We start from the raw sequence: 21235 nt of genomic DNA on the forward strand, positions 1-21235 counted from the left end.
TCGGTGTGAACCGTACCGAAGGAGATGATGAGCGCGTGGCCGAGACGGACCCCGCACCCCCGGTGGAGACTCCCGGGGAGAACCGCACGGGAGACGACCTGCTCTCGGCGCTGGAAGCGGTGCTCATGGTGGCCGCCGCCCCCGTGGGGGTGGACGAGTTCGCGCGCGTCACGGGGGAGTCCTCGCACCGGGTGCGCAGCGCGCTGGAGCACCTGAAGGCCGACTACGACGGCGTGACCGGAAACACCGCGGCACCCCCACCCCAGCTCACGGAGCCGGGCTATGATGGACGGTCGGCCTCACACACGCACTCACCCACGCACCGGGAGAACGACCTTCCGGCAGCTCCGCGGGTGCGGGGCTTCGAGCTGCGGGAAGTGGCCGGCGGCTGGCGGATCTACGCCCGCAGCGACCACGCGCAGCTCGTGACGGACTTCGTGGTGGAGGGCAGCAGCTCCCGGCTCTCCCAGGCCGCACTGGAGACCCTGGCCGTGGTGGCGTACCTGCAGCCGGTCTCCCGCTCGCGCGTCTCCGCCATCCGCGGCGTGAACGTGGACGGCGTGGTGCGCACCCTGGTGCAGCGAGGCCTGCTCACCGCGTGGGAGCGCGACGAGGCCTCCGGCTCCGTCCTGTACTCCACGACCCCCCTTTTCCTGGAAAAACTCGGTCTCGGCTCGCTGGACGAGCTCCCGGACATTGCACCTCTGCTGCCCGGAACCGACCAACTTGACGACATAGAGGACTGATCGACGCATGGCAGCATCACACGGCAACTCGGCACGCGGCGGGGGCGCCCGCGGCCCCCAGGGGCGCGGCAAGGGCTCCAAGGCCGGCCCCAAGGGCGGCTTCCGCTCCGGACCGGGCAAGAGCTCGGGATCCGGCAAGGGTTCCGGCCCGGGCAAGGGCTCGCGCACGGGCGACGCCGCCGGGCGCGGCTACGCCAAGGGTCCCGCTTCCGGGCGGGGCAAGGGCCCGGGCAAGCCCAAGGCTGCCGCCGGGCAGAAGGGTCCGCAGAAGCCCCGCGCGTTCGCGGGTGTGGACAAGTACGAGCGCCGCGCCTCGGCGATCAAGGAGCACGGCCCGCACCGGCGTCGTCGCCCCAAGAACCCGCCGGTGGACCGGCTGGAGGTCCACGACGAGAACGGTGTGCGGCTGCAGAAGCTCATGGCGCAGGCCGGGGTGGCCAGCCGCCGGGTGTGCGAGGAGATGATCCAGGACGGCCGCGTGAGCGTGGACGAGCAGATCGTGACCGAGCTCGGCGTGCGCGTGGACCCCGCGCTGCAGGTGGTCCACGTGGACGGCATGCGCATCCAGACGGACGAGAAGCTCGTCTACTACGCGTTCAACAAGCCCGCCGGGGTGGTCTCCACCATGGAGGACCCTGACGGCCGCCGCTGCGTGAGCGACTACCTGGACCCGCGCAAGCACGAGCGCGTGTTCCACGTGGGCCGCCTGGACGTTGAGACCGAGGGCCTGCTGCTGCTGACCAACGACGGCGAGCTCACCAACCGCCTGACCCACCCCTCCTACGAGGTCCCCAAGACCTACCTCGTGCAGGTGCACGGGCCCGTGGAGAAGGGCATCGGCAACCGGATGAAGGAGGGCATCCGCCTGGAGGACGGCATCGCCAAGGTGGACGACTTCCGGCTGGTGGACTCCACCCCGGGCCACGTGCTCATCGAGGTGGTCCTGCACTCCGGGCGCAACCGGATCGTGCGCCGCATGTTCGACGCCGTGGACCACCCGGTGGAGAAGCTCGCCCGCACCCACGTGGGCCCCATCGCGATCGGGGACCAGAAGCAGGGCACGGTGCGCAAGCTCTCGCACACCGAGGTGGGCAACCTCCTCGCGTCCGTGGGGATGTGAGCGTGGTTCCCACGATCGCCACGAGCACCGGGCCCGTCCTGGTGGTCGGCTCCGGCCTGCTCGGTGCGAGCATCGGGCTGGGGCTGCGCCACCTGGGCGTGGACGTGCAGGTCCGGGACTCCTCGCCCACCACGGAGGCGGTGGCGCAGGACATCGGGGCGGGCCGCTCCGTGCGCGCCGCCCGCGCCGCCCACGAGGAGGTGCCCGAACCCGCCCTCGTGGTGGTTGCGGCACCCCCGGACGTGGTCGCCGAGCTCGTCGTCGAGGCGCTCGCCGAGCACCCGGGTGCCGTGGTGCTGGACATCGCCTCGGTCAAGGGTCCCATCCTCGACGCCGTGCGTGCCGCGGGAGCGGACCTCACCCGGTACGTGGGCACCCACCCGATGGCGGGGCGTGAGAAGTCCGGCCCGGTGGCGGCACGAGGTGAACTGTTCACTTCGATGCCGTGGGTCATCTGCCCCGGCCCGGAGACTGGCGCCCGTGCGGTCGCCGCAGCCAAGAACCTCGCGGTGGACCTGGGCGCGACCATCACGGTGATGGAGCCCGCCGAGCACGACGAGACCGTGGCGCTGATCTCCCACCTGCCCCAGGTGATGTCCTCGCTGCTGGCCTCCCGGCTGCAGGAGACCCCGCCGCACCACCTCTCGCTGGCTGGGCAGGGGTTGCGGGACACCACTCGGATCGCCGGCTCGGACCCCGGGCTGTGGGTGCAGATCCTCTCCGCGAACGCCCGCCCCGTGGTGGCGTCCCTGCACGAGGTGCGGGAGGACATCGACCGCCTGATCGCCACCCTGGAGGACCCGGAGGCCTCGGGCGCGCGTCTGGACATCGCCCAGCTGATGGCCGAGGGCAACGCGGGCCAGGCCCGCATCCCCGGCAAGCACGGCGGCGCGCCCCGTGCGTTCGCGACCCTCACGGTGGCCGTGGACGACACCCCGGGGCAGATCGCGCGGCTGCTCACGGAGATCGGGGAGATCGGGGTCAACCTGGAGGACATGCGCCTGGAGCACTCGCCCGGGCAGCCCGTGGGTCTGGCGACGGCGTCGGTGGAGCCCTCCCGGCACGCGGACCTCGTCGACGAGCTGCAGCAACGCGGCTGGAAGGTGGTGCAGTGATGAACGCACGCGACGTGAACGCACGACTGGTGATCGCGATCGACGGGCCCTCGGGGTCCGGGAAGTCGTCGGTCTCCAAGGAGGTCGCCCGCCGGTTCGGGCTGGCCTACCTGGACACGGGTGCCATGTACCGCGCGGTGACGTGGTGGTGCCTGGAGTCCGGAGTGGACCTGGACGACGACGCGGCGGTCCTGGTTGCCACGCGCTCCGTCCCCCTGGAGATGGGCACGGACCCGGATGAGGAGCGCATCCTCGTGGCCGGGCAGGATGTCCGCGCGGCCATCCGGGGGGACCGCGTGACCGACCACGTCTCGGCGGTCTCCACCACAGTCCCGGCCCGCGAGATCCTGGTGCGGATGCAGCGGGAGATCATCCACGAGAGCGGGAACCGGATCGTCGCCGAGGGCCGGGACATCACCACCGTGGTGGCCCCGGATGCAGACGTGCGGATCCTGCTGACCGCCTCGCAGGCCGCGCGGATGGCGCGGCGGGGCAGGCAGCTGGGCGCGGCGGCGTCGTCGAACCTGCAGGCACAGGTGGTGGGCCGTGACGCGAAGGACTCCACCGTGGTGAACTTCACCAGTGCCCAGGACGGCGTCCACTTGCTGGACTCCTCCGAACTGACCATGGAACAAACCGTGCAGGGAGTGATCGACCTGGTCATCCGTGACACGGACACGGCACACGACGGGGCCGCCGAGGCCCCCGACGACACGGGTGCTGCGGCCCCCGAGGAAGCGAGGCAACCATGAGCGCACCCGACGAGCCCACGGTGGACTCCTACGAGCAGTCCGTCCTGGGCGGGGGCAACGAGGACATCTCCCAGCGCCTGGCCGCGATCGACGACAACGAGGCCGAGGCCCGGGCGCAGGCCCTGCGCGAGGGACTGGCCGACTACGAGCTCGACGACGAGGACGCGCTGCTGCTCGCGGACTGGATCGACGGGCAGGACGAGCGCAACGCGCGCCGCCCCGATCCCGTGGTGGCGGTCGTCGGACGGCCGAATGTCGGCAAGTCCACGCTCGTCAACCGCGTGCTCGGCCGCCGCGAGGCCGTGGTCGAGGACACCCCCGGGGTGACCCGTGACCGCGTGTCCTACAAGGCAGAGTGGAACGGCAAGAACTTCACCCTGGTGGACACCGGGGGCTGGGAGCAGGATGCCAAGGGCATCCACAAGCGTGTGGCGGAGCAGGCGGAGCTGGCCGTGGAGAACGCGGACGCGGTGCTGCTCGTGCTGGACGTGACCGTGGGCGTGACCGCCACGGACGAGGCCGTGGTGAACATGCTGCGGCGCGTGAAGAAGCCGATCATCGTGGTGGCCAACAAGGCGGACTCCCCGCAGCTGGAGATCGACGCGACCGCGCTGTGGTCCCTGGGCATGGGGGAGCCGTTCCCGGTCTCCGCCCTGCACGGCAAGGGCTCCGGTGACGCGCTCGACGCGCTCGTGAAGGCGTTGCCCGAGTTCTCCGAGGTGGCCGAGGCGGAGCTGGAGGGCGGTCCGCGCCGCGTGGCGCTGATCGGACGGCCGAACGTGGGCAAGTCCTCGCTGCTGAACAAGCTTGCCGGCTCGGACCGCGTGGTGGTGGACGAGACCGCCGGCACCACGCGCGACCCCGTGGACGAGATCATCCTCCTGGGCGGGGAGGCGTGGCGGTTCATCGACACCGCCGGCATCCGCCGCCGCGTGCACCTGCAGCAGGGCGCGGACTTCTACGCGTCCCTGCGCACGCAGACCGCCCTGGAGCGCGCGGAGGTCGCCGTGGTGCTGCTCGCCGTGGACGAGGTGCTCTCCGAGCAGGACGTGCGGATCCTGCAGATGGCCGTGGACTCCGGGCGCGCCCTGGTGCTCGCGTTCAACAAGTGGGACACCCTGGACGACGAGCGCCGGTTCTACCTGGAACGCGAGATCGAACGGGATCTGGCCCACGTGTCCTGGGCGCCGCGCGTAAACCTCTCGGCCAAGACCGGGTGGCACAAGGACAAGCTCGTCCCTGCGCTGCACACGTCCCTGGAATCGTGGGACCGCCGCATCCCCACCGGGCGCCTCAACGCATTCCTGGGGGAGATCGTGGCCGCGCATCCGCACCCCGTGCGCGGCGGCAAGCAGCCCCGCATCCTCTTCGGCACGCAGGTCTCCTCCCGCCCGCCGAAGTTCGTGCTGTTCACCACCGGCTTCCTGGACCCCGGCTACCGCCGGTTCATCCAGCGCCGCATCCGCGAGACCTTCGGCTTCGAGGGCACCCCGCTGGAGGTCAGCATGCGCGTGAGGGAGAAGCGCCAGCGCAAGCGCTGAGTGGTTGCCCCTACTGGCTCGGTTTCCATGCGGCGCGGGCGGCTCGCGAGTCGCCCGCGCCGATGTGAAATTCGGGCAGGGTTGGGGTAATGTAACTCGGGTGTTCGGGGCCGGAAGCGGTGTCGAACACGGTCGCGGGATGTGGCGCAGCTTGGTAGCGCACTTGACTGGGGGTCAAGGGGTCGCAGGTTCAAATCCTGTCATCCCGACGTCCGAAGGGGCTTGTTAGAGCTGGTTGGCTCTGACAGGCCCCTTCTTCGTGCCCTATCGACATTACAGGACGGAGTTTGCACCTGCATTCGACACCTGCGTTTCCCCCTCGTGACTAGGCGTTTCTCCGCTGTGCCTGACTCGCGTTTCCTCGCCGCGACTAGCCCGCCAGGTTTCCTGACCGGGTCGCGTGGGCACCAATCTGAGCCGATGTTGTTGGGTGGGCATGAATGCAGGGCAGCGCACGCTTGATGTGGAGAGTGTGCAGTCGGCCGCTAGTCGGCTTGGGGTCTGCCCACGCACAGTGCGGCGAATGATTGCCGACGGTCGACTCCCGAGTTACCGGGTTGGGAGCCTGACCCGGTTCTTCGGACACTGATTCTGAGGTGATGATGACCTCAGGGAAGGAGTCCGTGATGCCTGTTGCGAAGTCGCCGGAGTTCCGGGGTTGTGCTCTTGAGCTGGTCGACCAGGGCGAGCCGGTTGCCCAGGTCGCGAAGAATCTGGGGATCAGCGAGTCATGTCTGCGTCGGGGGCGACGGGAAGAAGCAATCGATGTTGGCGTGGTCGAGGGCTTGACCAGCGATGAGCGCCCAGAGCTGGCCGAGTTGCGGCGCAAGAACCGGGTGCTGGAGGTGGAAGTCGAGATTCTGAAACGCGCCAGTGCCTGTTTCGTGAGGGAGAACGTCCTCCCAGAATAGGGTTCCGGTGCGTCGCGGAGCTGGCCGAGGCGGGGTTTCCCGTGGCGGTGGCGTGCCGGGTGTTGAAGGTGTCACGGTCCGGGTTCTACGAGTGGCGCGACCGGCCCGCTAGCCGCAGGACGATGGCCGACCGCGAACTGATGGTCACGATCGGCAAGGTCCACCGCCAGTCGCGTGGAACCTACGGAGCCCCGCGGGTCCATGCCGAGCTGCGGCTCGGGCTGGGTGTTCGGTGTGGTTGCAGACGCGTGGCCCGGTTGATGCGTGCTGACGGGCTGCAGGGAGTGTGCCAGCGCCGCAAAGGCGGTCATATCCCCTTGCCGGCCACGCATGACGATCTGGTGCAGCGCCAGTTCCGTGCCGAGGGCCCGGACCGGCTGTGGCTCATAGACATCACGCAATACCGGGCCGCGGACGGCTGGGTCTACTGCTGCGCGGTGAGGGATGCCTGGAGCAGGTGGATCGTTGGATGGGCGATCGCGGACCACATCCGGACCGAACTCGTCGTCGACGCGTTGCAGATGGCCCGTTGGCAGCGCCGTCCACCGCCCGGGACGATCGTTCACGCGGACAGGGGCAGTCAGTACACGAGCTGGCTGTTCGGACACCGACTCCGCGAGGCCGGGCTGCTCGGGTCGATGGGCCGGGTCGCCTCGAGCCAGGACAACGCGGCGATGGAATCGTTCTGGTCGTCCATGCAGCGCGAGCTGTTGGATCGGCGGTCGTGGCCGTCGAAACAGGTCCTCGCGTCGGCGGTGTTCGAGTGGATCGAGGGCTGGTACAACCCCCGCCGGCGACACTGCGGGATCGGGATGCTGTCACCCCACGAGTTCGAAACCCTTCACGCCATAGCTGCCACGGCGGCGTGATTCAACCAACACCAACCGTCCGGGAAACCGGGTCAGGCTCCGACCAGCTGATCATCGCAGGCAATGTCGACCAGCTGCGGCTGTCGGTCCGGAACATCGCCGACAGGCCCTGTGACGTCGCGGGCACCCCTGGTTTGCAGCTAACCACCGGCCTCGACGCCCGGGTCCTGTCCCGAGGAGGAGGCGCCCAGCGGGCCCGCCTGCGGCCGGGCGAGTCGACGACCACCGCCTTGTCCTGGCGCCCGACCAGGGGGGCCGACCAACCGCAGACCCTTGAGGTCACCATCGGTCTAGGAGACGCCGCCCGGGCCCGGTTCGGCTACGACACCCCGCGACGGGCCTTCCACCTCCAGTCCGGAGCGGTCTCCGATGTCGCCGGTGTCCATCAACCTCCGCGATCGCCTGTGGCTCCCCGGCCAACGACGCGAACTTCAACTGCGCTGGACCGCGAACACGACAACGCCGTCCGCACGGATCTGGCTGTCCTGGCAGGAAGGCAAAGTACCCGTCCATTCACAACGCGCCCAGATGCCCGCCACAGGCAAGCCTCATCAGCTCTGGCTGACAGACATGTCGGAGCACTGGGCCGGGGACTCGAAGCTCTACCTGTGCGCGGTCAAGGACGTCTTCTCAAACCGGATCGTCGGGTACTCGATCGATCGCCACATGACCTCCCAGCTCGCCGTGGACGCGCTCACCATGGCCGTCGCCCACCGTGGCGGACGCTCAAACGTGGGACAGCGCGAACGTGGTGGACCATGAGGTGGCCCGAGACGGGAACCTGGCCACCAGCCGCTCACCCGATGATCTCTTCCCTCTGTTCCGCCGCGGGAGTACTGTCTAGCCCACCGACGCCGGAAACTGCTCGTGAGCAGCCCGGTACGCCACATGACGCAGGCGGGGCTGACTAGCAGCTCGACACCCGGCACCTCGGTACCCGCAAACCTCCTGGAGGTAGGTAGCACATGAGACGAGCAATGGTCATTGTGGTCCTGGCCGGCGCAGCTGCCGGCGGGGTCGTCGCCCGCCGCGCTGTTCAATCGACGCCCGAATCCGCCGGCGAGGAGTCCACGGGGCGCTGGCACAGCGTCACGCTCAACCGCAGCCAGGATGAGGTCATGCCGAACGGGCAGATGCCCGGTCCGTTGGCGGAATTGGGCGACCTCGTCGAGGTCCAGGTCCGGCCGGCCCCTGGCGGAAAGGGCACCGAGCTCGCCGCCCGGCTGCGGGTGCCCGAGCCGACCGGCCCGCGTGCAGCGCGGGCCCGGGTTAGCGGCCACGATCCGCGCCAGCAGGTCCGGTCGGCGTTGCGTCAGTCCAAGCAGCTGGTCGAGGTCGGGGAGGTTCTGCGGATGGATCCCACTCCGCACGGCCGCCGTCCGCCGACCCCGACCGGCAAGCTCATCGACCTCGTCACCCGGCGCGCCGGCGGGGAGGGAGTGCTGTGAAGGCGCTGTGCTGGACCGGCGTCAACAAGACGTCGGTGGAGACCGTCGAGGACCCGAAGATCCTCAACGACCACGACATCATCGTCAAGGTGCGACTTAGCACCACCTGCGGCTCAGACCTGCACCTGCTCGCCGGGTACATCCCGTCGATGCGCGCCGGTGATGTGCTCGGCCACGAGTTCATGGGCGAGGTCGCCGAGGTCGGCAAGGACGTCCGCAACCACAAGGTCGGCGACCGCGTCACCGTCTGCTCGTTCATCGCCTGCGGGGAGTGCTGGTACTGCTCCCAGAAGCTGTACTCACTGTGCGACAACGGAAACCCCAACCCGGGCCTGAGCGAGGGGATGTGGGGCAGCGCCATCGGCGGCTGCTTCGCCTACAGCCACATGCTGGGCGGTTTCGCCGGCAGCCACGCCGAGTACGTACGGGTCCCCTATGCCGACCAGGGTGCGTTCGCAGTACCGGACGGGGTGTCGGACCTGGCGGCCCTGTTCGCCTCCGATGCCGCCCCGACCGGTTGGACCGGCGCCGACGGCGCCGGCATCACCCCGGGCGACACGGTCGCGGTGTGGGGCGCCGGCGGGGTCGGACAGATGGCCGCCCGCGGCGCGATGCTGATGGGCGCCGAGCAGGTCATCGTCATCGACCGGCTCCCCGAACGCCTCGCCCAAGTCCGGCAACACATCGGTGCGGACACCTTGGACTACACCGAGGACAGCATCGTGGCCGAACTCAAGGAACGCACCGGCGGCCGCGGCCCGGACGTCGTCATCGAGGCCGGAGGGATGGAAGCGCACGGAACCGGCCCAGCTTACGTTTACGACCAGCTCAAGCAGCAGTTGCGGCTGCAGTCCGACCGGCCCACCGCCCTACGGGAGGCGATCTACGCCTGCCGCAAAGGCGGCAGCCTCTTCATCCTCGGAGTCTTCGGCGGGTTCGTCGACAAGTTCCCGCTCGGCGCGATGATGAACAAGAGCATGACCGTGCGCGGGGCCCAGCAGCACGGCCATCGCTACATCCCCCAGATCCTGCAGCACATCGCCAACGGCGAGCTCTCCACCGAGCACCTCGCCACCCACATCATGCCGCTGGACCAAGGACCCCACGGCTACGAGATGTTCAAGAACAAGCAGGACGGCTGCGTCCGGGCCGTCTTCCAACTCGACCGATGACCCACGCAGTAAGCCAGCACCGGCCGGGGATGCGCTGGCCTTCGAGGATCTCAGCCCACATCCCACCTCAGGACAACCAGAAGGAAGTGATCGCGGATGCGACGGATAACGCTGCCGAGCGGGGAGTTCATCCCTGTGCTGGGCCAGGGCACCTGGGGCTGGGGTGAGGACCCCGGCCGCCGCGGCGACGAGGTCGCGGCGCTGCACGCCGGCCTCGAGCTGGGCATGACGCTGGTCGATACCGCCGAGATGTACGCCGACGGCGGCGCGGAGGAGGTGCTCGGGGAAGCATTGGCGGGTCGCCGCGACGAAGCGTTCGTGGTCAGCAAGGTCCTGCCGTCCCACGCCTCCCGTTCCGGCACGATCGCGGCCTGCGAACGCAGCTTGAAACGCCTGGGCACCGATCGGATCGACCTCTACCTGCTGCACTGGCAGGGCAGGTACCCGCTGGAGGACACCGTCGCGGCCTTCCAACAGCTCGTCGAGGACGGGAAAATCCGTTACTGGGGCGTCAGCAACTTCGACCACCGGGCCCTCGCCGACCTGCGGGATGTGCCGGGCGGCGGCGGGCTGGCCACGGATCAGGTGCTGTACAACCTGTCGCGGCGAGGACCGGAGTACGACCTGCTGCCGTGGTGCGCCGACCACCAGCTGCCGGTCATGGCGTACTCGCCGATCGAGCAGGGCCGCATTCTTCACGACACGACGCTGAACGACGTCGCGGCCCGTCACAGCGTCAGCCCCGCGGCGGCGGCCATCGCCTGGGTGCTGCGCCGCGACTCGCTCTGCACGATCCCCAAGGCGAGCAGCCCGCAGCACGTGCGCGACAACGCCACAGCACTGGACGTGGAGCTGACCCGCGAAGACCTGGATGCTCTGGACCGTGCGTTTCCGCCGCCGAGCGGACCACAACCACTAGAAATGCTGTGACCCTGCCCAAGGGCGCAGCCCGGTCGGTCCGGGCAGCGCTCCGGACGGCGCGGCAGCACCGTCGGTTCGGGGGTGGGAGTTGCCGGGCTTGAAAGGGGATGATTTCGCGGATGTCAGAGAACTCTGAGCCGGGCAGCGAGGCCGACGCGCGGGACAGCGGCAGCGGGTCGGTGGGCAACCTAGAGCTGTTCTTCGACCTGGTGTTCGTCTACGCCATGGCGCAGCTGACCGAGCTGGTGCGGGACGACGTTTCGTGGCGGGGTTTCGGTCATGGTGTGCTCGGCCTACTGGCGGTGTGGTGGGCCTGGGTCTGCTACACCTGGCTCACCAACACCTTCACCACGAATCGGGTGGTGTTTCGCTGCCTGGTCATCGCCGCCATGGCTGCGATGCTGCTGGCCGCAAGCGCACTCCCGACCGCGTTCAGCACCGGAGCCCTCGTCTTCGGGCTTGCCCTGCTCGCCATCCGCGTCATCCACCTAGTCTTGTTCGTCGTGGACGCCTCCCACGACGACGAACACCTCCGAGCAGGCCTCCTGCGGCTGGCCCCGAGCCTGCTCATCGCACCAGTCCTGATCGCCGTCGCCGCCGCTTTCCCAGCCCCCTACCGAGAGCTGCTCTGGATCGGTGCAGCCATCATCGACTTCGGCGGACCCCTGGTCGCCGGGGTGGAGGTTTTCCGGGTGGTGCCCTCCTACTTCGTCGAGCGCCACGGCCTCGTCATCATCATCGCGCTCGGTGAAGCCGTCGTCGGGCTGGGCACCGGGGCCAGCGAGCACCTGCAGCAACCGGTCGTGCTCGCCGCCACCGTCCTCGGAGTCCTGATCGCCGCCTCGTTGTGGTGGACCTACTTCGGTCTGACCGCCGGCGCCGAGCAACGCCTCGAAGACGCCGACGGGCCCGAACGCGCCCGACTGGCCCGCGACGCCTACAGCTACCTCCACCTTCCCCTGGTCGCCGGGGTCGCCTTCTTCGGCTTCGGCGCCAGCGTGGCGCTCGAGCACGTGTTCGACCCGTTACCGCTGCTGCCGGCCATCGCCCTCAGTGGCGGGGTGGGCCTGTTCTACGCCGCCGATGTCGCCTACCGATGGCGCGATCACCATCAGCTCGTGCCGGACCGCCTCCTCACGGCGGCCGCATCCCTGCTCATCATCCCGCCAGCACTGACCATGCCCGCATGGTCAGTGTTGACGGCTCTCACCGCGGTCGGCGCCCTGCGCCTGACGTGCGAACTCGTGCGACGGCCGCGGATCGGTCCCGCAGCCGCCGGCCAAGTCCACTGAGGCCGGAACGCCTGGGGCGTGTCTGACAATGAATCCAGGGGTCGGCTGGCACCTTCAAAGACGTGTCCGCGGTTCCCGACTCGCTGAAGCTCGAGGGTGCCCGCTTTGTCGGCAGGAGCCTGCGGGACGCAGCGGCGCGCCGAGGACGCCGAGGGACTGCGCGGGGCCTGGGGCGCGGTAGAAGGCTCATGGCGCCAGGCGACCGACCGCGCATCGGCGCTCCCGGACGGCGCAGTCGACGTCTCGGTCGAGGGAGAGTGGTGCTTCTCCCAGACCCTGCGCCACCTCGTCTTCGCGACCGGCGCCTGGCTGAGCCGGGGGATCCAGGGCGCCGAGGAGCCGCTCCACCCGCTCGGCCAGCCCCGCGCGGGTGCGGAGGACGATGGTGTCGACCTCGCCTTAGGGCGGCGACGTCGCCGAACTGACCGGCCTCATCGACCCGAAGGTTCTCGCCAAGTGGCCAGCCGGGATGCGGGTGATCGTGCGCCGCGAACGCCCCCACCCCGGCGCGCAACTGTCTCTGTTCGAGCAACGCGACGGCTGGCGCTACGAAGCCTTCGTCACCAACACCACGGCCGGCCAGCTCGCCTTTCTCGAGGCCCGCCACCGGGCCCATGCACGGGTCGAGGACCGTATCCGCCACACCAAGGACAGTGGCCTGGGACGGTTTCCGTCGCTGGAGTTCAACATCAACCAGACCTGGCTGATGATCACCCAGATTGCAGCCGACCTGACCGCGCGGACCCGCCTGCTCGGCTGCGTCGGCGACGCCGCCACGTTGGCAACCTGCGAGCCGAAGGCGGTGCGCTACCGATTTCCTCCACGTGCCCGCCCGACTCGCTCACAGCGCACGCCGACGTCGCCTCAAGATCCCGGAGTCATGGCCCTGGGCAACCGCGATCGTCGCGGTCTTCGCGAACATCGCCGCCATCCCGCAACCGGCCCGTCCGCCCCCGACATCACCACCCGGAAAACCGCAGCCCGGCAGCGCCAGCCGGCCCGTCGTCATACCCGCAATCACTCCGCACACGGGCGCACTCGACCACACGGCTCCGACACGATCCCGACCGCCGTTATGAAAGACCGAGGCTATCGGCATCCGCTTGGTCGCCCCGCCAGGGCCGGACGGAGGAGTTACCCGGCTCCCAGCCATTGCCGAGATCGCCCTTGAACTCGGATCCCACGTCTCCTCTACGTGGTCTTCTCCAGAGCCAGCCACAAGATCGTCGTGCTGCTCGTGGGCAACAGGTTCCACGCCGCCGTAGCGCCTCTCGCGGCTCTGGCCGCGAACTGAGCTTGTCCACGAGGGGGACCAGAAGGGGACCAGAATCATGCAATCCATGCATCTCGTGACGTGTTCTGCATGATCTGACGCCCGGAATCACGCGGAATCCGGTCTGGCCGGAGCAGTATGGACGCCTGGGGGCCAGGGTGTCGTAGGTTCAAATCCTGTCGTCCCGACCGAGTGAACCGGCTCCGGCCAGGCAGAAATGCTTGGTCGGAGCCGGTTTTTGGTGCACGGTCCCGCTCATGGCTACCACCCGAAATTTCTAGTGGAGTTAGAGCACATTTCGGTGCGGCGAAGCTGTTTTGACTCCACTAGGAATCATGACCCGCCGCTCGGCCGTTCCTCATCACTCCTCAGGTGTCCCGCGTGAGCCGCACCCACCTGTCGGACAGCGCAGCGCGCAGGCCCGCCTTGCGCGAGACCGCGGGCAGTGCGTGCGAAAGGCATGCCACGGCGTCGTACCCGGAGTGGTCCACGCCCGGCAGGACGTGCAGGTTCGTGTCGAAACCCGCGGCCTGGAACGCGGCGACGCCCTCCTCGGCGGCGCCCAGCGCGCTCCACTCGGGCGGGTTCGTGGCACCGTCCACGTCCTGATCGCCCACCCACCAGTGCATGGCCATGTTGCCGATGCACGGCCGGGCCTTCTTCTTCCGCGCAACGGGCGCGTTGGCCCCGCCGCCCCCGACGATCACGGCACCGCCGTGGGACATCCCCTCGATGCCACGGTCCAGCAGCTCGTACGTGATGAACTCGGCGCCTCCGCTGTAGCCGATCAGCCAGATGTTGGTGGCGTCCACCTCCGGGTGCAGCGCCACGAGGTGCTCGTGCAGCGCCCGGAAGTACTTGCCGTTCGCCTTGCAGTCCTCCCACCACGTGTACCCGTCGCCGGAGCCGTCCTCGTCAGGGGTGTTCACGGCCACGAACATGAGGTCCCGCGCCTGGGCCGCGATGGCGAGCCTGGCGAGGTCGCCCTCCTCCGGCCAGTTGATGGAGGTGTCCTCCAGGTCCCAGTAGTCGCCGTCGAAGTAGTACAGGAACCCCGAGGTGCCGCTCTCCCACAGGTGGTACCAGGAGTCCAGGCCGTTCGGTGCCGTGAACTCCACGAAGGTCTCCGGTGTCATGCTGTCCCCTCCACAGTCCGTGGCCGACGCCGCGTGGTGCCCACCACCCGGCTCGTCCTTGGCCTCCCCGTTCCAGTATGCCCCGCACGGTGTCACATACCCGCCCGGGTGTGGTGGGAGGAGACGGCACCTGCTTGGCTGGCGGGACACGACGAAAGGGGCTCCCCATGAGCAACGTCATCACCACCTACCTGCAGGACCATCACGCCGGCTCGGCGGCGGGAGTGGACGCGTTCCGCCGGGTCGCCGCGGGCCACTCGGAGCCCGAGGTGCGCGAGGCAGTGGGGCGGATTGCCGAGGAGGTGGCCCAGGACCAGACATCGCTCGAAGAGCTGATGGCGTCCCTCGGTGTGAAGCCGGCCCCGCTCAAGGACCTCCCCGCGCGCGCCGCGGAGAAGGCCGCGCGCTTCAAGCCCAACGAGCGGCTGCAGAGCCGCTCGCCGCTGTCCGACATCGAAGAACTTGAGGGTCTCGTGGCGGCGGTCCACGCCAAGGGGCTCGGGTGGCGCTTGCTCCTGGAGGCGCCTGACGACAGGCTGGACAAAGACATGCTCCGGGAGCTGAGCCGACGCGCCCGGGAGCAGGAGGAAGCACTGGAACAGCTGCGGCTGGGCGAGGCTCACAAACTGACGAGTGAGTAGTCCCTGCCGCACACCACGAAAGGGACGCATGACCACCGCCGACGAGATCTCCGCCCTGCGTCGCCGCACGAGCACCAAGTGGCGCAGCTACGAACAGGACGTGATGCCCATGTTCATCGCGGAGATGGACTTTCCCACGCCCCCGCGGATCAAGGAGGCACTGCTGGCCGCTGTCGAGAACAACGACACCGGCTACGCGGCCACGGCGGAGCGCGGGCCCGCTCAGGCCTGGGCGGACTTCGCCGCCCGGCGCTGGAACTGGCGCCCGGACCCCGAGCGCATCGCCTACACCACGGACGTGACGGTGGTGCTCGTGGAGTCGCTGCGCCGCCTGATCGCCCCCGGGGATGGCGTGGTCATCACCCCGCCGGTGTACGCCCCGTTCTACGACCTCGTGCGTGAGGCCGGCGGCAACGTGGTGGAGGTACCGCTGCAGGACGACGGCACCGCGTACCGTCTGGATGTCCCCGGCATCGACGCCGCGCTCGCGGCGGGGGCCCGGGCGGTGCTGCTGTGCAACCCGCACAATCCCCTCGGCCTGGTGCACTCGCGAGAGGACCTTGCGGCGCTCGCGGAGGTGGTGGAGCGCCACGGCGCCCACGTGGTCAGCGACGAGATCCACGCGCCCATGGTCCACCGCGGTGTCGACTTCACCCCGTACCTCTCGGTCTCCGACGCCGCCCGGCGGCACGGGGTCGCGGCGGCGTCCGGGAGCAAGGCGTTCAACCTCGCGGGCCTGAAGGCCGCCATGTTCGTGGTGGACTCGGGGCCCATGGCACGGTGGCTCGCGGCATTGCCGCCGGCCGTGTCCTACCGGACGGGGATCTTGGGCCTGCTGGCCACGCGGGAGGGTTTTCTGCACTGCGAGGACTGGCTGGATGCCACGATCGCGGTGGTCGAGTCCAATGTGGACCTCCTGGAGCGGGAGCTGGCCGAGAAGCTCCCGGAGGTCACCTTCCGCAGAGGCCGGGCCACCTACCTCGCCTGGCTCGACATGCGCGCGCTCGGCTGGGGCGATAACCCGTCGCAGCACGCGGTGACGCACGCGAAAGTGGCGCTGTCCCCGGGCCCCACCTTCGGCCCGCCGGGCAGGGGCTTCGCCCGCATGAACCTCGCGTGCGCCCCGGAGACCGTGGTCGAGGCCGTGGACCGGCTCGCAGCCGCGGTGCACGGCGGGAGCCGCAACTGAGTGCTCAGTCGATGAGCATGTTGCGTCGGTCCAGGAACTGCTGGGCCGACTCGATGCTCTGGGACCGGTAGACCCCCGAGGCCTGCGCGTCCAGAAGGGCGTCCTGCTGCGCCTCCAGGAGCTTGCGCTGCAGCTCCTGCTGCTCCTGCCGGGCGGTCGTCCACACCTGAAGAGTCTCGGTGGAGACGCTCTCGGGCAGCTTGCGCGTGCGCTTCCTGGCCATCTCCAGGATCTTCTCGCTGAAGGGCTCGCCGTCGTTGCGGTGCAGCGCGGGGGACTCCAGCAGGTCCTCGGACGCCTCGGCCAGGGTGTTGATCAGGCGCGTCAGCTCGCGCTGCATCTCCTCCTCGTCCGTGCCGCGGATGCCCAGGATCCGGATCAGCAGCGGCAGGGTGCCGCCCTGCACCACGAGCGTCACCACGGCTACGGTGAACGCGATCAGAATCAGTTGCGGGCGGTAGGGCAGGTCCTCGGGCAGCGTCTGGGCCGCCGCCACGGTCACGACGCCGCGCATCCCGGACCACGCGATCACGAACCCGCCGCGCTTGCCGATGCCCTCGTGGCTGAAGAACGAGGCGTCCGCCTGGCGGCGCGTGATCATGTGGCGCAGCCTCGTGATCCGCTGCTGCGAGGCGTCCGGGTGGTTCTCGAGCCGTTCCCTCGCGCTGTCATACCACTGCGATTTCCCCTGGGCCCGTTCCTGCTGCCGGGCCATCACCGTGATCATGGGCGCCACGAACGCGAAGCGGATCACGAACAGCACCACGGTCACGAGCAGTCCGAGGGCCAGAGCACCGCCCACGCTGAGGTGGGCCTCCTCCACCTCGTCCACGAGCAGCGCGATCTGCAGCCCGAGGACCAGGAACACGCCGTGCTCCAGCAGCAGGAGCACGGTGCGCCAGTTGGTCCTCTCGGACACGCGCGCCTGGGAGGAGAGCAACCGGGGGGACTTGATCCCGGTGACGATCCCCGCGACCACCACGGCGAGCACGCCGGAGGCCTCGAGATGCTCGGCGGGCATGAACGCGATGAACGGGACCACCAGGGAGATCGCGGTGCTCGTCACGGGCTGCTCCAGACGCGCTCGGATCTGGATGGAGACCCAGCCCACCACGATGCCGATCACCACGGCCACTACGACGGCGTAGCCGAAGTCCGCGAGCACCCCGCCCACGCTGATCGCCCCGGCGGTCGCGACCACCGCCGAGCGCAGCACCACCAGCGCGGTGGCGTCGTTGACGAGGCCCTCGCCCTCGAGGATCGTCACGAGCCGACCGGGCAGGCCGAGGCGCTTGCCGATCGAGGTGGCTGCCACGGCGTCGGGCGGGCTGACGACGGCGCCCAGGGCCACCGCCGCGGCGAAGCCCAGGTCCGGCAGCAGCCACCAGATCAGCAGCCCCACCGCGAACGCGGAGACGACCACCAGCACCACGGACAGCGCGCTGATGGCGCCCAGGTCGCGGCGGAAGTCCCTGGCGGGCATGTTCACGGCCGCGGCGTAGAGCAGCAGCGGCAGCACGACGTCCAGGATCACGTCCGGGTTCATCGTCACCGTGGGCACCCCGGGGACCAGGCTGAGCCCCACGCCCACGATCACCAGCAGGATGGGTGCGGCCACCCCGACCCTGTCCGAGAAGCTTGTGACGGCCACCACCACGATCACCGCCGCCACGGCCAGGATGGTCAGTTCGTCCACCGGGTGTCTCCTTCGTCGTCGTCGCCCCGAGTGTATCCGCGACCCGGGGCCGCGCCGAGGCCCCGGTCCGGTACCACCGGCCACCCGAAGACCGCCCACCGCGGTCCCCCGATCCGGGAAGGCCCCGTCGTGGCCGGGCAGGTGGCCGAGCCCGTGTCGATCGCGGGCGGGTGCCTGTGCTGCATCGACGACCCGCGTCAGCTGGACTCTGCCCTGGCAGCCCTCTCCCGCCCGGCCACGGAGCTGGACGCGATCGTGATCGAGGGGTCCGGGCTCGCTGAGCCCCCCGGCACTGATCCAGCTCGTGCTGGCCAGCGAGGTCCCGAGCATCCGCTTCGGGGGCCTCGTGGAGGTCCTTGACGCCGCCCACGTGGCCCACGCGGAGTCCGGCGGCTGGGACCTGGAGCAGCACGTCACGGCCGCGGCCGTGGTGCTGCTCACCAAGTCCGACATCGCGCCACCCGAGGAGCTTGCCCGCACCCTCGAGTGCGTCCTCGCGGCCATTCCCCGCACCACGGTCCTCGACGCGCCTCACGGGGCGGTGGACCCGGCGCTGTTCTTCGACGCCGCAGAGCACACCGTCCCGGAGGGTGCGCAGCTGCCCCTCTGGGAGACCGGCGAGGCGCCGCGCGAGCACGGCCACCACGGCCATGAGCACCACGTCCACCACCGCGCGGTGAGCCTCGACGTGCCCGCCCCGGTGGACCCTGCGACGATCACGGATCTGCTGGAGGATCCTCCGGCGTCCGTGCACCGGGTCAAGGCACTCGTGGACGTGCTCACGCCCTCGGGGCTGCGCCGTTTCGCCGCGCACTCGGTGGCCGGCTACGTCACGGTCGCGCGGACGAGCCGTCCCGCGCAGGCACCACCGCACTCGGTGGTCGCGGCGATCGGACCCGAGGACACGGCGTCGTCACCCGTGGGCCTCGACGTCCTCGCCGCCACGGAACGTGCCGAGGTACCGTCGTCGCGGGAGCTGCGGCGCCTGACCCGCTACCTCTGTGCAGACCCCGGGGACAGGCACACGTCGGAGCCCGCCCGGTCTCGGCGGACGCACGCCGTGGCATCGCCGACGCCGGCCGCGGAAGTCCCGCAGCTGGCTACGGCAGACCGGAGCCGACCGTCTGGGACCGTCCCGGCAGACGTCGTCAGGCCAGGTTCGAGAACCGCTCGACCTTCCGGGTGGGCCCGGTGACGAGGATCTGGTCGTCGTGGTACAGCATGGTCCCCGGCTCGATCGGCTCCCACTGGCCACCGGGACGGCACACCGCGACGACCGAGACCCCGAGCTTCTGCCGCACGTTGAGCAGGTCCATGGGCCGCTGCTGGATGGGCAGCGGCGGGGTGCAGCGCACGAGCGCGTAGCCGTCGTCGATGGGGACGAAGTCGAGGATCCGGTGCTGGATCAGGTGCGCGGCGCGGGTGCCCATGTCGCTCTCGGGGTTGACCACGTGCTGCACTCCGAGCTGCGTGAGGATCTCCGCGTGCGGCTCGGTGATGGCCTTGGCCCAGATGGCCGGGCAGCCGAACTTCACGAGCCGCGACGCCGTGAGGATGCTCGCCTGGATGTCCGAGCCGATCCCCACCACGGCGCGCTCGAACTCGTTGACGGACAGTTCCCGCAGGACGTCCTCATCCGTGGCGTCCGCGCGCACCACGGAGGTGAGCTTGCCGTTGAAACGCTGCACCGTGGCCTCGTCGTGGTCCACGCCGAGCACGTCCGTGCCGTTACGCATCAGCTCCAACGCCAGCGCGCCGCCAAAGCGGCCGAGGCCGATCACCGCCACGGCATTGGACATGCCCTTGCGGGAAGACTCTGCGGGGTGGGATCCGAACATGTGAACCGCCTCTCGGGTCGGTGCGCGCCGCGTTTGCGGCGCGCGGGGAAAGGGGGGGAGGACGACGTCGTGCGTCCGGGGGCGTCAGCCGATCAGCGGGCGTTCCTTGGGCAGCTCGTAGGCGGGCGGCCTGCGGCCGAAGGCGATCGCGGCGGCCACCGTGACAGGGCCCAGACGTCCCATGAACATCAGGACGATCAGCACGCACTGCGCGAAGACCGGCAGCGTGGGGGTAATGCCCGTGCTCAGTCCCACGGTGGCGAACGCGGAGATGCACTCGAAGAGCACCCGGTCCAGGCCCAGGGACTCGTCCGTGAGCATGATGAGCATGGTGCCGCCGATCACCGCACCGGTGGCCAGGACCACCACCGTCATGGCCTCGCGCTGCACGGAGCGGGAGAGCTGCTTGCCGAGCACGGGGACGGCCGCCCCGCCGCGGATCTCCGTGAGGGCGATGAAGAAGAGCACGCCGAACGTGGTGACCTTCAGGCCGCCCGCGGTTCCGGCAGGTCCGCCGCCGATGAACATGAGGATGTCCAGCCCCAGCCAGGACACGGGGTGCATGTGGGAGATGTCGATGCTGTTGAACCCGGCGGTGCGGGCGATCGTGGACTGGAAGAACGCATTGAGCACTTTCACCGCGGGGGACTCCTGCCCCAGGGTCTGCGAGTTGTTCCACTCCAGTACAGCCAGGAACACCGTGCCGCCGAGCAGCAGCACGGGTGTGGCGAGCAGCACCAGGCGCGTGTTCATGCTCCAGCGCCGCGGGGTGCGGATGTGGCGGCGCAGCTCGTAGAGCACGGGGAAGCCCAGCCCACCCAGGATCACGCACGCGGCCAGCGTCAGAAGGATCCACGGGTCGCCGGAGAAGTCCATGACGTTCAGGGAGTAGAGCGCGAACCCGGCGTTGTTGAAGGCGGACACCGCGTGGAACGCCCCGTGGGCCAGTGCCGCGCCGGGGGAGTAGTGGTAGTAGCCCCAGAACCGCAGGAAAAGGATCCCCGCGGCGGCGGTCTCGATCACCGCGGTGGTCAGCACGATGCGCGCGACCACCTGACGGGCTCCGCCGCGGGACTTGGTCTCCACGTTGGCGAGCAGCCGCGTGGACAGCCCGAACTTGCGGGCCAGCAGGATGCCCAGCATGGTAGTGAACGTCATGACGCCCAGGCCGCCCACCTGGATCAGGCAGATGATCACCACCTGACCGAACGGGGTCCAGTAGGTGGCGGTGTCCACGGTTACCAGGCCCGTCACGCACAGAGCGGACGTGGCGGTGAAGGCCGCGGTGATCGCCTCCGCGCTGCCCGGGTCCACGGTGGACACGGGCAGCATGAGCAGACCCGTGCCGGTCAGCAGGGCGAGCAGGAAGGCGGTGACGAGGACCCTTGCCGAGCGCGCAGGGGTCAGCTCGTGGAGGTGCAGCGGGTCCGGACGACTTCGCAGCAGCGGCACCGCGCGGGGGATCCTGGAACCGTTCGTCTGCGAGCGGATCGCGGCCTGACGGAACGCCTCGGTAATGGGCACCGGGCAAAAGTACACCCGTCCGAGGGCCCTCGGTAACCCCCGTACGAGGCC

General features: G+C 69.6%; 20 protein-coding genes, 1 tRNA gene and 3 pseudogenes. 20 read left to right on the top strand and 4 right to left on the bottom strand.

Annotated elements, in window-relative coordinates:
• Positions 1-5 precede the first annotated feature (5 nt).
• The 16 genes and pseudogenes from scpB to ABD264_RS00240 form a co-directional block, all read left to right on the top strand.
• Entirely contained in the window at positions 6-746 is a 741-nt protein-coding gene (gene scpB, locus ABD264_RS00175) for an SMC-Scp complex subunit ScpB (RefSeq protein WP_244944814.1), read from the top strand.
• 7 nt (positions 747-753) lie between these two features.
• Positions 754-1866 carry a pseudouridine synthase gene (locus tag ABD264_RS00180; RefSeq protein ID WP_126874941.1) on the top strand — a complete coding sequence of 371 codons (1113 nt, stop codon included), beginning with the start codon at positions 754-756 and terminating at the stop codon, positions 1864-1866.
• A complete protein-coding gene (locus ABD264_RS00185) occupies positions 1863-2981 on the top strand; it encodes a prephenate dehydrogenase (protein WP_303105627.1) in 1119 nt (372 codons plus the stop codon). The genes ABD264_RS00180 and ABD264_RS00185 overlap by 4 nt, the downstream gene beginning before the upstream one ends.
• Positions 2981-3733 (top strand): (d)CMP kinase, encoded by a 753-nt coding sequence (gene cmk / locus ABD264_RS00190; RefSeq protein ID WP_144942748.1) that lies wholly within the window; start codon positions 2981-2983, stop codon positions 3731-3733. Before ABD264_RS00185 ends, cmk begins: the two co-directional genes overlap by 1 nt.
• Complete coding sequence (der, locus tag ABD264_RS00195; protein ID WP_144942749.1) at positions 3730-5274, top strand: ribosome biogenesis GTPase Der; 1545 nt, start codon at positions 3730-3732, stop codon at positions 5272-5274. The genes cmk and der overlap by 4 nt, the downstream gene beginning before the upstream one ends.
• Before the next feature lie 135 nt (positions 5275-5409).
• Positions 5410-5483: transfer RNA gene (locus ABD264_RS00200), tRNA-Pro, on the top strand.
• A 227-nt stretch (positions 5484-5710) separates the two neighbouring features.
• Positions 5711-5863, top strand: a complete 153-nt coding sequence (locus tag ABD264_RS12415) for an excisionase family DNA-binding protein (protein WP_368494346.1) — start codon at positions 5711-5713, stop codon at positions 5861-5863.
• 37 nt (positions 5864-5900) lie between these two features.
• Complete coding sequence (locus ABD264_RS00205; protein WP_303105623.1) at positions 5901-6185, top strand: transposase; 285 nt, start codon at positions 5901-5903, stop codon at positions 6183-6185.
• Positions 6182-7054 carry an IS3 family transposase gene (locus ABD264_RS00210; protein ID WP_303105658.1) on the top strand — a complete coding sequence of 291 codons (873 nt, stop codon included), beginning with the start codon at positions 6182-6184 and terminating at the stop codon, positions 7052-7054. Before ABD264_RS00205 ends, ABD264_RS00210 begins: the two co-directional genes overlap by 4 nt.
• Positions 7051-7326, top strand: a pseudogene (locus ABD264_RS12420) (DUF4232 domain-containing protein); the annotation flags it as partial. The gene ABD264_RS00210 and the pseudogene ABD264_RS12420, both read left to right, overlap by 4 nt.
• Positions 7327-7561: 235 nt before the next feature.
• Positions 7562-7774, top strand: a pseudogene (locus ABD264_RS00215) (DDE-type integrase/transposase/recombinase); the annotation flags it as partial.
• 257 nt (positions 7775-8031) lie between these two features.
• Positions 8032-8502, top strand: coding sequence for a hypothetical protein (locus tag ABD264_RS00220; RefSeq protein WP_303105621.1), 471 nt, complete (start codon positions 8032-8034; stop codon positions 8500-8502).
• The gene (locus ABD264_RS00225) at positions 8499-9674 is read left to right on the top strand and encodes a zinc-dependent alcohol dehydrogenase (protein ID WP_344203404.1); all 1176 of its coding nucleotides are present in this window, start codon (positions 8499-8501) and stop codon (positions 9672-9674) included. The genes ABD264_RS00220 and ABD264_RS00225 overlap by 4 nt, the downstream gene beginning before the upstream one ends.
• 96 nt (positions 9675-9770) lie before the next feature.
• A complete protein-coding gene (locus ABD264_RS00230; protein ID WP_303105617.1) occupies positions 9771-10604 on the top strand; it encodes an aldo/keto reductase in 834 nt (277 codons plus the stop codon).
• 110 nt (positions 10605-10714) lie between these two features.
• Positions 10715-11887, top strand: a complete 1173-nt coding sequence (locus ABD264_RS00235) for a low temperature requirement protein A (protein WP_344203408.1) — start codon at positions 10715-10717, stop codon at positions 11885-11887.
• A 403-nt stretch (positions 11888-12290) separates the two neighbouring features.
• Positions 12291-13058 (top strand): annotated as a pseudogene (locus tag ABD264_RS00240) (transposase); the annotation flags it as partial.
• Between the two features lie 470 nt (positions 13059-13528).
• On the opposite strand, the gene ABD264_RS00245 reads toward ABD264_RS00240, so the two are convergent.
• Complete coding sequence (locus ABD264_RS00245) at positions 13529-14296, bottom strand: alpha/beta hydrolase (RefSeq protein WP_344203414.1); 768 nt, start codon at positions 14294-14296, stop codon at positions 13529-13531.
• A gap of 167 nt (positions 14297-14463) precedes the next feature.
• Between ABD264_RS00245 and ABD264_RS00250 the strand changes: the two genes are divergently transcribed.
• Both ABD264_RS00250 and ABD264_RS00255 read left to right on the top strand, forming a co-directional pair.
• Positions 14464-14937 (top strand): hypothetical protein, encoded by a 474-nt coding sequence (locus ABD264_RS00250; RefSeq protein WP_145010905.1) that lies wholly within the window; start codon positions 14464-14466, stop codon positions 14935-14937.
• Positions 14938-14965: 28 nt separating this feature from the next.
• The gene (locus tag ABD264_RS00255) at positions 14966-16126 is read left to right on the top strand and encodes a MalY/PatB family protein (protein WP_303105610.1); all 1161 of its coding nucleotides are present in this window, start codon (positions 14966-14968) and stop codon (positions 16124-16126) included.
• A gap of 4 nt (positions 16127-16130) precedes the next feature.
• On the opposite strand, the gene ABD264_RS00260 is transcribed toward ABD264_RS00255, so the two are convergent.
• Positions 16131-17822: a cation:proton antiporter gene (locus ABD264_RS00260; protein ID WP_303105608.1), complete on the bottom strand. Its 1692-nt coding sequence runs from the start codon at positions 17820-17822 to the stop codon at positions 16131-16133.
• 153 nt (positions 17823-17975) lie between these two features.
• On the opposite strand from ABD264_RS00260, the gene ABD264_RS00265 reads away from it, so the two are divergent.
• Both ABD264_RS00265 and ABD264_RS00270 read left to right on the top strand, forming a co-directional pair.
• Positions 17976-18182 carry a GTP-binding protein gene (locus ABD264_RS00265; RefSeq protein WP_344204523.1) on the top strand — a complete coding sequence of 69 codons (207 nt, stop codon included), beginning with the start codon at positions 17976-17978 and terminating at the stop codon, positions 18180-18182.
• Entirely contained in the window at positions 18127-19017 is an 891-nt protein-coding gene (locus ABD264_RS00270) for a CobW family GTP-binding protein (protein ID WP_344203421.1), read from the top strand. Before ABD264_RS00265 ends, ABD264_RS00270 begins: the two co-directional genes overlap by 56 nt.
• On the opposite strand, the gene ABD264_RS00275 is transcribed toward ABD264_RS00270, so the two are convergent.
• Positions 18971-19660, bottom strand: coding sequence for a potassium channel family protein (locus ABD264_RS00275; protein WP_145010896.1), 690 nt, complete (start codon positions 19658-19660; stop codon positions 18971-18973). The two genes, ABD264_RS00270 and ABD264_RS00275, sit on opposite strands and share 47 nt — an antisense overlap.
• An 84-nt stretch (positions 19661-19744) precedes the next feature.
• A complete protein-coding gene (locus tag ABD264_RS00280; RefSeq protein WP_344203424.1) occupies positions 19745-21184 on the bottom strand; it encodes a TrkH family potassium uptake protein in 1440 nt (479 codons plus the stop codon).
• Between the last annotated feature and the right edge of the window lie 51 nt (positions 21185-21235).

Source organism: Kocuria salsicia (genome assembly GCF_039532055.1).
Classification (GTDB): Bacteria; Actinomycetota; Actinomycetes; order Actinomycetales; family Micrococcaceae; genus Kocuria; species Kocuria salsicia.